Origin of the sequence: Algoriphagus ratkowskyi (assembly GCF_002150505.1) — a bacterium.
Taxonomy (GTDB): Bacteria; Bacteroidota; Bacteroidia; order Cytophagales; family Cyclobacteriaceae; genus Algoriphagus; species Algoriphagus ratkowskyi.
This window is the reverse complement of sequence record NZ_MSSV01000007.1, coordinates 99,573-112,052: the sequence shown is the minus strand read 5'-3', so window position 1 is coordinate 112,052 and position 12,480 is coordinate 99,573. Positions and strand designations below refer to the sequence as shown.

Here is a 12,480-nt window from a genome sequence, read left to right as displayed (position 1 = left end):
ATACTATGACTATGAATAGAAGAGACGCTTTGAAAAGCGTTATGGTAATGATGGGAGGGACTATGATCGGCGCTACGGCGATCATGACAGGTTGTACTCCTGAAAACCAAATTGAAGGATTGGATTTTGATCCAAACGATATTGCTTTCTTAGATGAATTAGGAGACACTATAATTCCTGATACAGATACTCCTGGCGCTAAAGCAGCCGGTATAGGGTCATTTATGGCGATGATGGTCAAAGACACCTATGACGGCGAAAGCCAAAAAGCATTCGTCGATGGAGTGAATAAGTTGGGTAAAGACTTCAAAGCTGCCAATGGAAAAGATTTTGTAGGCGCACCTGCAGAGGAAAGATTAGCTTATTTGAATGGAATGTATGAGGAGTTCAAAGGTAGAGGGGAAGATAGAAGTCCACAAGTGATTAATATGCTCCGCGATTTGACTGTGTTAGGTTATTTCTCTTCTGAAATTGGATCTACACAAGCATTGAAATACGTGGAAACTCCAGGGAGATTTGATGCATGTATTCCATACAATTCGGGCGACAAAGCATACGCTTAAACTATTAAAACTCTATAAATAAAGCCTGCTCATCGGAGCAGGCTTTTCTATTTATGAACCTTTACATAGAAAGATTCTCTAGCCAGTTTTACTTATTAATAATAAAGAGGTCAGAAATTAAGCAAGTGATGTTCACGAACTTGGCACTCCATAGAATCGGTGGGTTCAGTATAAAGATTTAAGAAATCAGTTGTATCAATACGGATGAAGTATTTCGTAGCACACCAAACTCGATTTCTTCGAATAAAACTTATAGACATTTGAGCGAAAAATCCTATTTACCTCATCCCATTGAAAGCTTTCGTTAAGAAATAGTTTCTTTATTTCTAAATAACGTCAGATATAACGTGAGCGCTAAAATGATCAATAATGCAACTTCGAATTGAGACCAAATCTGTGATCTGTTGATGATGATGTTGGCTTTGTTAATAAGTTTTTCACCTTCTTCTAACTGGATTTTACTCAAATTATCGAGGTCTTGCTGAGCTTTGCTGATCTTATCATCATAGAGTTGTACTTGACTCAAATTAATGCCAGAAGAATCTGAAAAGATTAAGCTATAGTTTTCTATTTGAAGATCATTTTCAATAATGTTTCTGAAATCAGTCAAATATTGCTCTTCATTTTCTGTGAGGTTAGTTTTCTCAAATGCATCCACTATTCCTAAAATGTTCCTTTCGTGTTCAGCGATTTTATCTACCACATTCGAATAATCAAAGTTGTTGTCACAATGATCAACTAGTTTTTGAATTCGAAAAAGATTTTCCGAAATCCTGAAGATATACCCTTCCACCACCAAGCGATCATTATAGACTTCTGTGAACGTGTTACTAATATTTTTGAATGCTTGACGTTCAGTTAGGTTTGTTCCATACATCAAAAGCATTAATAAACCAATAACTACAAGTGCTGTAATTTTCCTTTTTTTAAAAATAATATTTCTCATTTTTATTCAGTTGTAAGGTGTTTCAGATCTTAGTTTAGGGATATTAGAAAGACTTCCCAAATTTTTTAAACCAAGAGGAGAAGGATGTTTTATTTATAAAAGCTCTATAATTCTAATTTAAACAACCTAATTAAGGTTTTTTGTCATAGACACGGACATAGTCTACCTCCATGCGCTGAGGCCAAATGTCAGTGGCAACTCCTTGTACGCCACCCCATCCGCCACCGACTGCAATGTTTAAAATCAAATGAAAAGGCTGATAAAATGGCCATTCTTTATAGTCATTCCCGCTGTTTTCAAAAGTAAAATAAATGCTTCCGTCGATAATGAAATCAATTTTCTCTTCAGTCCAATTGATGGCATAGGTATGGAATTCAGTATTGAAATCAGGTACTAGTTGAAATCCTCCTATTTGTGTACCGATGCTATGGTTGAATGCTTCGGTATGGACAGTACCATGAACTTTTCCAGGATCATAGCCTACATGTTCCATTATATCTATTTCCCCATTTTTTGGCCAGCCGCCATAAAGGTTTTCTTCGGGAAGCATCCAGATTGCTGGCCAAGTACCTATGCCATGAGGTAATTTGGCCTTGACTTCTATGTAGCCATATTTCCAAGCTGCATTTCCTTTCGTGAGTAATCTTGCTGAGGTATATCCCTTGGAGTATTCGGAGTCAGCATGTGCTTCTATAACTAATGTTCCGTTTTCAATTCGGGCATTTTTAAGGTCACTTTGTGAATAAAATTCCAATTCCTGATTGCCCCAGCCATGGTCTCCCACATCGTAAGTCCATTTACTCGGATCAGGCAACCCTTCTGTAGAAAACTCATCAGACCAGACTATTCGGGCTTCTTGGGCAGTTACGCATAGGTTTGTGCAGAATAGTAGAAGGGAAAAGGAGAGAGCTGTCTTCATCTTGGACTTAATTGGTATTTGCTTTGCAAAATACTAGATAGTTAATATTTAAATTTAAACCACAACTATTATGTCAAGCAACTTAAAATTAAAAGGAAACTGGAATATCTTAAAAGGTAAGCTTAAAGAAAAATACGGAGAATTGACCGATGATGATTTGACTTATGTAGAAGGCAAAGAGGATCAATTGCTAGGTAAAATCCAAAAGCGAACTGGTCAAGCGGAAGATGCTATAAGAAAAGAGCTCTTTGAAGATTAATTTGAATTAGAATTAAAGCGGCAATAGCCGCTTTTTTTATGCCGATTTCGTGAGAAATAGTAATATCAATTATAAAAACATCTTGTAGGCCCAACTATTTTCTATATTCCCTAGAAGCTGGATTTATTATGATATCAGGTGCTTTTCTTTTTTAATCTATATGTATATCCGATTTTCTACCAGTAAAGAGGGAAAAGCAATCTAGAATTTGTTCAAATTTATAATTGAGGTCACTTCGGTCTTCGGTCATCGGTCTTCCGACCAGATAAACAAAGAATTTAAGGCAACTGGCATCATTGCGGATAATCACATTAATCTATTTTCTACTACCACCTAGTTTATGCCTCCAATCATTTTTCGCAGTTAAGCAAGGTCCCTTTGATAGTTTGATTAAATTTAACCAAAGAAATAAACCCAGAACTAATGGCATACTATCACAGAATGGGAACCATCCCGCCTAAAAGACATACGCAGTTCCGTCAACCCGATGGTAGTCTTTTTAAAGAAGAAGTAGTGAGTTCCAAAGGCTTCTCAGGCATCTACTCAATACTTTATCACATCCATAATCCTAATGAAGTGAAATCTATAGGTATTCCTAAGCCATTTTCATGGAAGCCGGCCACAGATCATGGATTGAATCAGACCCATTTGAAAACATCTGATGTACAATTTACTGGGGAGGATTACCTTGATGCGAGAAGAAATCTCATGATGAACTCTGATGTGATGATGGGGATCTGCTCTCCTCGGAAGCGGAAAATGGAGTACTACTTCAAAAATGCAGATGGAGATGAGTTAATCTATGTACATGATGGAGAAGGTGTCATGTATTCTCAGTTTGGAAAACTGGAGGTGCGCAAGGGAGATTATATCGTGATTCCAAGGACAACAATTTATAGATTTGAATTCGAGGAAGAAGGGCCACTGAGGTTACTTATCATTGAGTCCAAAGGAGCAATAGAGACAGTCAATCGCTATAGAAATGAAGTTGGGCAGCTGTTGGAGCATTCTCCATACTGTGAGCGGGATATTCGTCCGCCTCATGAACTTCATATAGAAAAGGAGCAAGGTGATTACCTAGTACAAATCAAAAAACAGGGAATGCTTCATCAGTATTCTTATGGGCACAGTCCATTAGATATTGTAGGCTGGGATGGGTATTTATATCCGTATGCACTATCGATTTATGATTTCGAACCTATTACAGGAAGAATTCACCAGCCACCTCCAGTTCATCAGACATTCCAGGCATTTGGATTTGTGATTTGCTCCTTTGTGCCGAGACTTTTTGATTATCATCCACTTTCCATTCCTGCTCCTTACAATCATTCCAATATTGATTCGGATGAAGTTTTGTACTACGCCGAAGGAGAGTTTATGAGCAGAAAAGGGATAGATCGTGGGTCGTTTACCATTCACATGGGCGGATTACCACATGGGCCGCATCCTGGCACGGTAGAGAAATCCATAGGGGCAAAATCTACGGATGAATATGCTGTGATGCTGGATACATTCAAGTCACTTCAGATTACCACGGATGCGCTAGAATTTGTGGATGAAAACTATCCAATGAGCTGGACGGAGTAGGTTTTGCGAATTACGGCAATAGATTTTACTGCCTTGCTGCGAGAGTGGAGATTGTTGTTTCATAGTTGACAGCTGCCGTCTTGCGTTGCGTAAGGTTACTAGAAACTATAGCGAGTTAAGCCAGCTTATCTAAACAACAAAAAGCCTCGATCTACTGAAGATCGAGGCTTTTTGTTGCTAGGAGGAGTACTTACTTTTTGTCAGTAATCTCCAAAATTGGCTGTCCGGTAGCGCCATTTGGTAGCTTGATATTTAACATCATAGAAAGTGTAGGGGCGATGTCCGTGATCGTGGCATAGCGGGAACTTTCTCCAGCTGGTACATTCCACCCATAAAACAAGATGGGAACGTTAGTGTCATATGTGTAGCCTGTGCCATGAGATGTGCCTGTTGCACCTCCCGTGAGCCATCCTGGCTCTAGAATTATCATAATATCTCCAGAAGATTTGTGGTTATATCCCATTTGAAGTAGCTCTGCTCTACCTTTTGTAAAGGCACTGGTGCGCATAGCTGTCCCTGTATAGACTTCTTTGATCCCGTCAAATTTGAGCAAGAATAGAGCAATTTCATTTTCTAAATCCTCTTGGGTTAATTTTTTTTCGTGAATCAATTCATGATTTAGGAAAAGTTGACCATTTGAGCTGTTTTTGATCCAATCTCCTTCACCGTAAGTGGCTGATAGGTAATTGAGAAGCTCTGTATTCACTATACCTGTACGAACATTTCCTCCAGGTACATTTTCGCTTACCATATGTGTAGCTATTTCTGCGACCGCATGATCGGCAGATAGAAATACTACATAGTTATCTTTGCCATAAGTCTTGTCTAGGTAGTTCAGCAATCTTTCGATGTCCTGATCTAGCCGAAGGTAGTTGTCTTCAACTTCTTTAGACTGCGGCCCAAATCTATGTCCTATATAGTCTGGAGAAGAAAAGCTCAAGGCTAAGAAATCAGTGTCTTCTCCCATTCCCATTTTTTCACCTTCAAGTGCTGCAATCGCAAAATCCAATGTCATCGAGTTGCCGAATGGCGTTGCAGAAACTAATCCAAAATCTCCATTTGTTTGTCTTAGTTCTTTAAGATCATAAGGAAAAGTTGGAGTGTCTTTTCCACTGAATTTCCCCTCAAAAGGATTGTCATCTACCATACTTGCAGTATAAGTCTCTATTGGATAGAGTGTATTCCACGTCTGAGATAAGTATGAGTCTACAGATTTCTTTGCGTTGAATTTTTCAACCCATTCAGGCAATTTGTCATGGTAATAAGTAGAAGTCATAAACTCACCTGTATTGGTATCAAACCAATAAGCATCGCCGAGGTGACCTGCTGGCATACTTGCGCCACGGTCTTTGATCGCTACACCAACTACTTTAGAACGCTTCTGAGTAGATATTCGAAGCTCGTCAGTAATAGTTGTAGTAAGTAAATTTCTAGGACTGATAAATCCGTTTTCAGCAGAACCTCCTACGTTAGTTACTAATGTATCTTCGGCACAATAGATCATACGATCTAAGCTTTTTACATACCAATCGTTACCAATGATCCCGTGGGTGGCTGGAGTAGTTCCTGTGTAAACAGACGCATGTCCGGGACCTGTATAAGTCGGAATGTAATTATAATGGCCATTTTTCATCATAAAGCCATCCTTCATCATTCGCTTAAATCCACCATCAGAATACCTATCCGCAAAGCGGTACAAATACTCTTGGCGCATTTGATCGACTACAATCCCGACAATTAGCTTAGGCTTGTCAGCTTGTGACTGCGCCTGCATAGAGCTTGAAGCCAGAACACATAGCAAAAATATAATTCCGAATTTTTTCATCTGTTTATAATTAGTTTTTTATGGTCAAGTCGATAGCTATCGGGAGGAATCTCGCAGGGTAAAATGTCATCCCAGGATGTGACGATTTTATAATGCTTGATTTCATATTTTGATTTGTTATCAGTGCCCAAAGATAAGGATATGCCTCAATCTGTGTATTAAGTCTTTGTTAAGTGGTCAAAAGCGTTGACATTAGAAACTTTAATTAGCGTTATCGATATGAAAAGAATATTTGGAATTTTGTTTTATCTGGCATTTACATTCACAGGATTCTCTCAATCTTATTTTGAAGACGGGCTTTCATCAGAATGGCACAAGGGTAGAAGAGCTGAATTGAGAAAACTGATGTCACCAAATTCGGTTGCGGTTTTTTTCAATAATCCAGTGAAAAATAGAACCAATGATGTCGATTTTATCTATCATCCCAATACTAATTTTTTCTATCTGACTGGTTTTCGCGAGCCAAATGCAGTGCTGGTTATTTTCAGTGAAATTCGAGAAGTTAATGGCAGGTCATCCGACGAGCTGATTTTCCTGCAGAATAGAGATCCTCGCGCAGAAATGTGGAATGGAAAGCGATTGGGAATCGAAGGTATGATGAGTGAATTGGGTTTTGAGGACGCAATGCTTAATTCAGAATTTGGCACGAAGTCGGGCATCAACTTAGAGGACTTTGATAAGATTTTGACTTTTAGCCTATCTGAAAATATTGAAGAAAGCAGTGTTAATCAGCCTTTAATCCAGATGGTGAATGAATTTAAAGTTGCCTCTGCATACCCGAACAAGCAGGATGAAGTGAGTGCACAAGTATATAAAATGATAAAAAACTCGGATTTGAAAACATCTGATAAGGTGGTACAAATGCTTAAAAGATATGAGCGCCAATACCCAGATTTTATGGAAGATCCCTTAATCTCTTCTTATATGAATGCAGAATCTCCAGAAAAGAGAATGCTTGTAAAAGATGGGATTCCTGAGCAAAAGCTTGATATATCCGCTCTTGGAGAAATGATGGCTGAACTGAGAGAAATCAAAACTCCAGAGGAAATTGTGCTACTTAAAAAGGCAGTAAAAATCTCCGCTGTAGGGCAAGTGGAGGTGATGAAAGCTGCCAAAATCGGGATGACGGAAAGAGAAATTCAAGGTGTTCATGAGTTTATTTATAAGCGATACGGTGCAGAAGAACTTGGCTATCCATCCATCGTGGGTGGAGGGAATAATGGTTGCATCTTACACTACATCGAGAATAACAAGCGTAATCTGACAGATCGGTTACTGCTCATGGATCTAGGTGCAGAATGGAGAGGCTATACGGCTGATGTTACGCGTACTATTCCAATTTCGGGTAAATTCAATGAAGAAGAAAAAGCAATCTATGAATTGGTCTATCAAGCTCAAGAAGCAGGAATAGCAATATCAAAGCCCGGGACCACTTTTCAGCAGATCGATGCCGCAGGTCGTAAAATCATAGACGAAGGGCTTGCTAACCTTGGTATTATCAAAAGAGGAGCAAGTCACTCGTATTTTCCACATGGCACCAGTCACCACATAGGATTGGATGTTCATGATCCAGGTACGAGTAACCCACTGCAAATAGGGATGGTGTTTACCATAGAGCCAGGAATCTATATTCCAGAGGGTTCTGATTGCGACAAAAAATGGTGGGGAATTGCGGTGCGAATCGAAGATGATATCTTGATTACTGAGAAAGGATCTGTGAATCTGTCTGGAGATGCGCCTAGAACTGTCGCTGGTATCGAGGAGATGATGCGTCTGCCAAGTGTGCTGGAGGAGTGGGTGCTGCCAGAGATCGATTAGTGAGAATTTAAGATTTATTTCACGCGGCGACGCAGCGGCGCAGCGATTTTTGTTTTGAATATGGAAAAGGTTGAAAATGATATTGCTACTTTGATTCTAGATAAGGCATTTCTGATTCATCGGGAATTGGGGCCAGGCTTGCTGGAATCTATTTATGAGCGAGTGTTATTCCATGAATTGAAAAAGTCTGGACTTAATGTTACAAGTCAAGTATTCATCCCTTTCAAGTGGGATGATATCACGTTTGAAAATGGATTTAGGGCTGATTTAATTGTTAATGAAAAAGTATAATAGTAGAGATCAAGTCAGTGCAAATTATTTCTCCAGTTCACGCGAAACAATTAATGACATATCTACGACTCACAAAATTGAAATTAGGCTTACTGATAAACTTCAATGAAGCATTACTGAAAGATGGAATTAAAAGAGTTGCCAATAATCTATAACTAGTATAAAAATAATCAACCAAATTATTCGCTGCGCCGCTGCGTCGCCGCGAGATTATTTCAGACTATTAATCAGTTTCCTTGCGGGAGATATTCTAAATCGTTAATTAATCCTTCTTCTTCAGATCACCCCGCTTGATAGACCGGATAAACTGTCCCCAAGCGAATGGATCGAGGAGACGAAGTGTTCTTGGTCCGTAGAGATCTTGGTTTTGTTGGGCTTGGCCTTGTTGGAAATATCGAAAGTTTTCGTTTCCAGAGGCAGGCATGGATTCTGCCCAGCGAAGAAGCATTTCTGGACTCATATTGGCTCGAGATATTGCCATAGGATCCACCATGTTCAGTGCAATCACAGCTTGTTTGAACTCCTCCTCAGTGGGATAAGGCATGACTTCAATTTCAGCCAAAGCAATTTCGTCCACTTGCATAGTTAGTATCAAACTGATTTTATCGTCCTCCATTACATCAGGAACTTTAAAGGTTTGCTTCTTCAATCCTATAAAGCTAAATACGACAGAATCTCCTGCTAAAACAGGCATAGAAAAGTATCCGAAGCGCCCAGAACTTGTACCTCGTCCCTTAGTAGGAACATAAATATTCACACCCGCTACAGCATCAGTGCTGTCAGCATTAAGGATAATACCAGAAAGTTGGATTACTTTTTTTTCTTTCACATCTTGAGCTTTCACTTCAAGTGAAGAAAAAAATATTCCCACGAGGAAAACAAAGGAGGCACTAAGGAGTAATGAATTCTTCACAAATTAGAGGACTTTATGGTGTGGCAGACAATGGTGTTTCTGATGCGATATTACCCTAATTTCGGCTGAAATTTTATTTTTACACTCATAAACTCCGTTAAATCTTACAAATGCGGTTAAAAAATATCAGTTTAAATTACGGGCTTAGAATTTTCAAAGCACTTTCCGAAGAACCGAGAGTAAGGATTTTTCATCTGCTGATGTTAAATAAGGAACTTTCGATATCTGACTTTGAATTGATACTTGATTTTACTCAAACTAAAACAAGCAGGCATTTGATTTACTTGAAAAATGCCGGCCTACTCGGTAGTAAGCGAGTGGATCAATGGGTTTTTTACTACATTTTAGAAGAGTACATGGAAATCATTCAGCAGATTTTCAAGTTTATCCAGAAAGATCCAAGCCTCATTAAGGATCAGGCGACTTTTGAAATCCTCAGATCGAACAGAGAACTTGCTATCAATAAAATTCAGAACAATCAGTACAGACGTTAATTACCTTGAAAACTTACCAGCACCTCTTCTTCGATCTTGATCACACACTTTGGGATTATGATCGAAATGTCCAAGAATCCCTTTCAGAACTATTCATTCATTATCAGCTTGAAAATCTAGGAGTAGTATCCTCACAGCATTTTATTGATTCATTTTATGCGGTGAATTTCAAACTTTGGGCTGCTTATGATAAAGGAGAAATGCACAAAGAGGAATTGAGAACCACTCGGTTTCCTAGAATCTTTGCACATGCAGGGATCATTGATGCAGCAATTCCAGAAGAATTTGAAAGTGATTTTATGCATCGCACATCGAGTAAGCCACATCTTTTTCCTCATACCATAGAGATCCTGGATTACCTCAAACCTAAGTACAAACTTTATGTGATCACGAATGGTTTTGACGAGAGTCAAGCTAGAAAAATGAAGTCTTCAGGCTTAAGTGATTACTTCGAGTTAGTTGTAACATCGGAGACGACAGGACATAAAAAGCCGGATCCTAGAATCTTCCAGTTTGCGTTGGAGCAAGCAGGGGCAAAAAAGGAATGCAGCCTCATGATAGGTGATAATCCTATTTCAGACATCCAAGGAGCGCATGGAGCGGGCATTGATCAGGTGTTTTTCAATCCGCTTGGGAATTCAATTGACTTTATTCCAACTTATACTATTACTCATTTAAGAGAGTTGGAAGACCTGCTTTAAGGTCTGCCTGACTCTCCAGAGTGAGAGGTGACACTCACAGCTTCAACAATCTTTACACATTTACTTCCCTTTAAATGAAAAATGAACGGAAGTTTTAGCGAACCAGAAGTTATACTTTAGGGTTCTTTTACTTCAAATTCGTCAGCCAATAAAACCTTCTGGTTATCTTTGGCCAAACAGAAAATTTATAACCCCAGATACTATGCTCAAAGGTTTTTTTAATGTCCCAGCTCCAGTAAACGAGCCAGTAAAAGCTTACGCTCCCGGAAGTCCCGAGAGAATTGAATTGCAAGCCGCTTTAAAGGAAGCTCGAGCTCAGCAAATTGATGTGCCGATGTACATTGGTTCGGATGAGGTCAGAACTGGCAATACGCATAAAATGTCACCGCCACATGATCACCAGCATATCTTGGGTCATTTTCACGAAGGAGATGCTTCACACGTGGAGCAGGCAATCAATGCCGCACTTGGAGCCAAGGAGGCTTGGGAAAACTTAGCTTGGGAGCAAAGAGCAGCGATTTTCTTGAAAGCAGCAGATCTTTTGGCAGGTCCATATCGTGCAAAAATCAATGCAGCAACCATGCTTGGTCAATCCAAAAATGCGATGCAGGCAGAGATAGATGCATCATGTGAGTTTATAGACTTCCTGCGCTTCAACGTGCAATACATGACTGAAATCTATGCCCAACAGCCTCCGGTTTCTGGTAATGGCATTTGGAATAGATTGGAGCAGCGTCCACTCGAAGGGTTTATCTTCGCTTTGACTCCGTTTAACTTTACGGCAATAGCCGGAAACCTCCCTACTTCTGCTGCCATGATGGGAAATACAATTGTTTGGAAGCCAGCATACACGCAAATTTATTCTGCAAATGTGTTGATGCAAGTATTTAAGGAAGCTGGAGTTCCGGATGGCGTGATCAACTTAATCTATGTGGATGGGCCAACGGCAGGAGATATTATTTTTAAGCATCCTGATTTTGCTGGAATTCACTTTACAGGTTCTACCGGTGTTTTCCAGCATATCTGGAAAACCATCGGAACGAACATTCATCAATACAAAGCTTATCCTAGGATCGTGGGTGAGACTGGTGGTAAAGACTTTGTGATCGCTCACAAATCTGCAATACCTAAAGCTGTGGCAGTAGGACTTTCTCGTGGAGCTTTTGAGTTTCAAGGTCAAAAATGCTCTGCAGCTTCTCGTGCTTATATCCCTTCCAATATTTGGGATGAAGTAAAAGAAGGTTTAGTCGCTGATCTTGCAGATATGAAAATGGGCGGAACAGAAGATTTTACCAATTTCATCAATGCTGTGATTGACGAAAAATCGTTTGACAAAATCGCCAAATACATAGACAATGCGAAGTCTAACCCAGCAGTAGAGATTATCGCTGGAGGTAATTACGATAAGTCGAAAGGCTACTTCATCGAGCCGACTGTCATCGTCACGCAAGATCCCATGTACACGACGATGTGCGAAGAGATTTTTGGTCCTGTTCTGACAATTTATGTATATGATGCAGAAAGATTCGAAGAGGCGCTTGAATTGGTCGATCAGACTTCCCCATATGCTTTGACAGGAGCGATATTCTCACAGGATCGGTATGCTGTTGAGTTGGCTACTATCAAGCTTAGAAATGCAGCGGGCAACTTCTATATCAATGACAAGCCAACAGGAGCTGTTGTAGGACAGCAGCCATTTGGTGGGGCGAGAGCTTCCGGCACGAATGACAAAGCTGGTTCTATGATCAACTTGCTACGTTGGGTTTCTCCACGTACGATCAAAGAAACCTTCGTATCTCCGGTGGATTATAAATATCCTTTCTTGGAAAGCGACAAGTAATACGAGTGACCTTTAAGGTGTCATTCCTGCGACGAAGAAGTAGGAATCGCCTCGAAGGTCTTGAGTAGATACTTATTGAAGTAAAACCTTCGAGGAGATTGTTCGCTACGTTGTAGCTCACAATAACACCACAAAGGTTACAAGAGCCTCGGATTTAGATTCGGGGCTTTTTTAGATAGAGGAGAAGACAGTAGTACTTATAATTTTTTTCAAAATATAGCCTGAGGATTAGCATAAAAATGCCACTACAATTTGTTTTATAATTGTCTTATCTGATGAAAAAGTAGAAGAAGTGGGGCTGAACAATTATTTATTATTACAAAT

Annotated in this window: 13 protein-coding genes; 9 read left to right on the top strand and 4 right to left on the bottom strand. The window is 39.7% G+C overall.

From position 1 onward, the window contains the following. The first annotated feature begins 5 nt into the window (after positions 1 to 5). Complete coding sequence (locus BVH02_RS08995; RefSeq protein ID WP_086501120.1) at positions 6 to 563, top strand: gluconate 2-dehydrogenase subunit 3 family protein; 558 nt, start codon at positions 6 to 8, stop codon at positions 561 to 563. A gap of 304 nt (positions 564 to 867) precedes the next feature. On the opposite strand, the gene BVH02_RS08990 is transcribed toward BVH02_RS08995, so the two are convergent. Next, positions 868 to 1,509 (bottom strand): MCP four helix bundle domain-containing protein, encoded by a 642-nt coding sequence (locus tag BVH02_RS08990; RefSeq protein ID WP_086501119.1) that lies wholly within the window; start codon positions 1,507 to 1,509, stop codon positions 868 to 870. 130 nt (positions 1,510 to 1,639) lie between these two features. Then, positions 1,640 to 2,428, bottom strand: coding sequence for a glycoside hydrolase family 16 protein (locus tag BVH02_RS08985; protein ID WP_086501118.1), 789 nt, complete (start codon positions 2,426 to 2,428; stop codon positions 1,640 to 1,642). A gap of 70 nt (positions 2,429 to 2,498) precedes the next feature. On the opposite strand from BVH02_RS08985, the gene BVH02_RS08980 reads away from it, so the two are divergent. Both BVH02_RS08980 and BVH02_RS08975 read left to right on the top strand, forming a co-directional pair. Further along, positions 2,499 to 2,687, top strand: a complete 189-nt coding sequence (locus BVH02_RS08980) for a CsbD family protein (RefSeq protein ID WP_086501117.1) — start codon at positions 2,499 to 2,501, stop codon at positions 2,685 to 2,687. Positions 2,688 to 3,110: 423 nt separating this feature from the next. Then, a complete protein-coding gene (locus BVH02_RS08975) occupies positions 3,111 to 4,274 on the top strand; it encodes a homogentisate 1,2-dioxygenase (protein ID WP_086501116.1) in 1,164 nt (387 codons plus the stop codon). Positions 4,275 to 4,464: 190 nt separating this feature from the next. Here BVH02_RS08975 and pafA read toward each other — a convergent pair whose 3' ends face one another. Further along, the gene (gene pafA, locus BVH02_RS08970; protein ID WP_086501115.1) at positions 4,465 to 6,099 is read right to left on the bottom strand and encodes an alkaline phosphatase PafA; all 1,635 of its coding nucleotides are present in this window, start codon (positions 6,097 to 6,099) and stop codon (positions 4,465 to 4,467) included. A 219-nt stretch (positions 6,100 to 6,318) separates the two neighbouring features. Here pafA and BVH02_RS08965 point away from each other — a divergent pair, with 219 nt between their 5' ends. The 3 genes from BVH02_RS08965 to BVH02_RS21940 are packed head-to-tail and all read left to right on the top strand — an operon-like array spanning position 6,319 to position 8,363. Then, positions 6,319 to 7,917 (top strand): aminopeptidase P family protein, encoded by a 1,599-nt coding sequence (locus tag BVH02_RS08965; RefSeq protein WP_086501114.1) that lies wholly within the window; start codon positions 6,319 to 6,321, stop codon positions 7,915 to 7,917. 60 nt (positions 7,918 to 7,977) lie between these two features. Continuing rightward, positions 7,978 to 8,208: a GxxExxY protein gene (locus tag BVH02_RS21945; RefSeq protein ID WP_317045423.1), complete on the top strand. Its 231-nt coding sequence runs from the start codon at positions 7,978 to 7,980 to the stop codon at positions 8,206 to 8,208. A 53-nt stretch (positions 8,209 to 8,261) separates the two neighbouring features. After that, a complete protein-coding gene (locus BVH02_RS21940) occupies positions 8,262 to 8,363 on the top strand; it encodes a GxxExxY protein (RefSeq protein WP_317045422.1) in 102 nt (33 codons plus the stop codon). Between the two features lie 107 nt (positions 8,364 to 8,470). Here BVH02_RS21940 and BVH02_RS08955 read toward each other — a convergent pair whose 3' ends face one another. Then, positions 8,471 to 9,079, bottom strand: coding sequence for a carboxypeptidase-like regulatory domain-containing protein (locus tag BVH02_RS08955; RefSeq protein WP_223271856.1), 609 nt, complete (start codon positions 9,077 to 9,079; stop codon positions 8,471 to 8,473). Positions 9,080 to 9,231: 152 nt separating this feature from the next. Here BVH02_RS08955 and BVH02_RS08950 point away from each other — a divergent pair, with 152 nt between their 5' ends. The 3 genes from BVH02_RS08950 to pruA all read left to right on the top strand — a co-directional run bounded on the left by BVH02_RS08950 (position 9,232) and on the right by pruA (position 12,156). Beyond that, on the top strand, positions 9,232 to 9,615 hold the full coding sequence (locus BVH02_RS08950; RefSeq protein WP_086501112.1) for an ArsR/SmtB family transcription factor: 384 nt from the start codon (positions 9,232 to 9,234) through the stop codon (positions 9,613 to 9,615). A gap of 5 nt (positions 9,616 to 9,620) precedes the next feature. Then, the gene (locus tag BVH02_RS08945) at positions 9,621 to 10,316 is read left to right on the top strand and encodes a YjjG family noncanonical pyrimidine nucleotidase (RefSeq protein ID WP_086501111.1); all 696 of its coding nucleotides are present in this window, start codon (positions 9,621 to 9,623) and stop codon (positions 10,314 to 10,316) included. Positions 10,317 to 10,518: 202 nt separating this feature from the next. After that, entirely contained in the window at positions 10,519 to 12,156 is a 1,638-nt protein-coding gene (pruA, locus tag BVH02_RS08940; RefSeq protein WP_086501110.1) for an L-glutamate gamma-semialdehyde dehydrogenase, read from the top strand. The last annotated feature ends 324 nt before the right edge of the window (positions 12,157 to 12,480 follow it).

Coding starts and splice junctions, on each gene's coding strand:
- BVH02_RS08990 (WP_086501119.1), bottom strand. CDS start 1,509: ATGAGAAATATTATTTTTAAAAAAAGGAAAATTACAGCACTTGTAGTT.
- BVH02_RS08995 (WP_086501120.1), top strand. CDS start 6: ATGACTATGAATAGAAGAGACGCTTTGAAAAGCGTTATGGTAATGATG.
- BVH02_RS08950 (WP_086501112.1), top strand. CDS start 9,232: ATGCGGTTAAAAAATATCAGTTTAAATTACGGGCTTAGAATTTTCAAA.
- BVH02_RS08965 (WP_086501114.1), top strand. CDS start 6,319: ATGAAAAGAATATTTGGAATTTTGTTTTATCTGGCATTTACATTCACA.
- BVH02_RS08980 (WP_086501117.1), top strand. CDS start 2,499: ATGTCAAGCAACTTAAAATTAAAAGGAAACTGGAATATCTTAAAAGGT.
- BVH02_RS08975 (WP_086501116.1), top strand. CDS start 3,111: ATGGCATACTATCACAGAATGGGAACCATCCCGCCTAAAAGACATACG.
- BVH02_RS21940 (WP_317045422.1), top strand. CDS start 8,262: ATGACATATCTACGACTCACAAAATTGAAATTAGGCTTACTGATAAAC.
- BVH02_RS08985 (WP_086501118.1), bottom strand. CDS start 2,428: ATGAAGACAGCTCTCTCCTTTTCCCTTCTACTATTCTGCACAAACCTA.
- BVH02_RS21945 (WP_317045423.1), top strand. CDS start 7,978: ATGGAAAAGGTTGAAAATGATATTGCTACTTTGATTCTAGATAAGGCA.
- pafA (WP_086501115.1), bottom strand. CDS start 6,099: ATGAAAAAATTCGGAATTATATTTTTGCTATGTGTTCTGGCTTCAAGC.
- pruA (WP_086501110.1), top strand. CDS start 10,519: ATGCTCAAAGGTTTTTTTAATGTCCCAGCTCCAGTAAACGAGCCAGTA.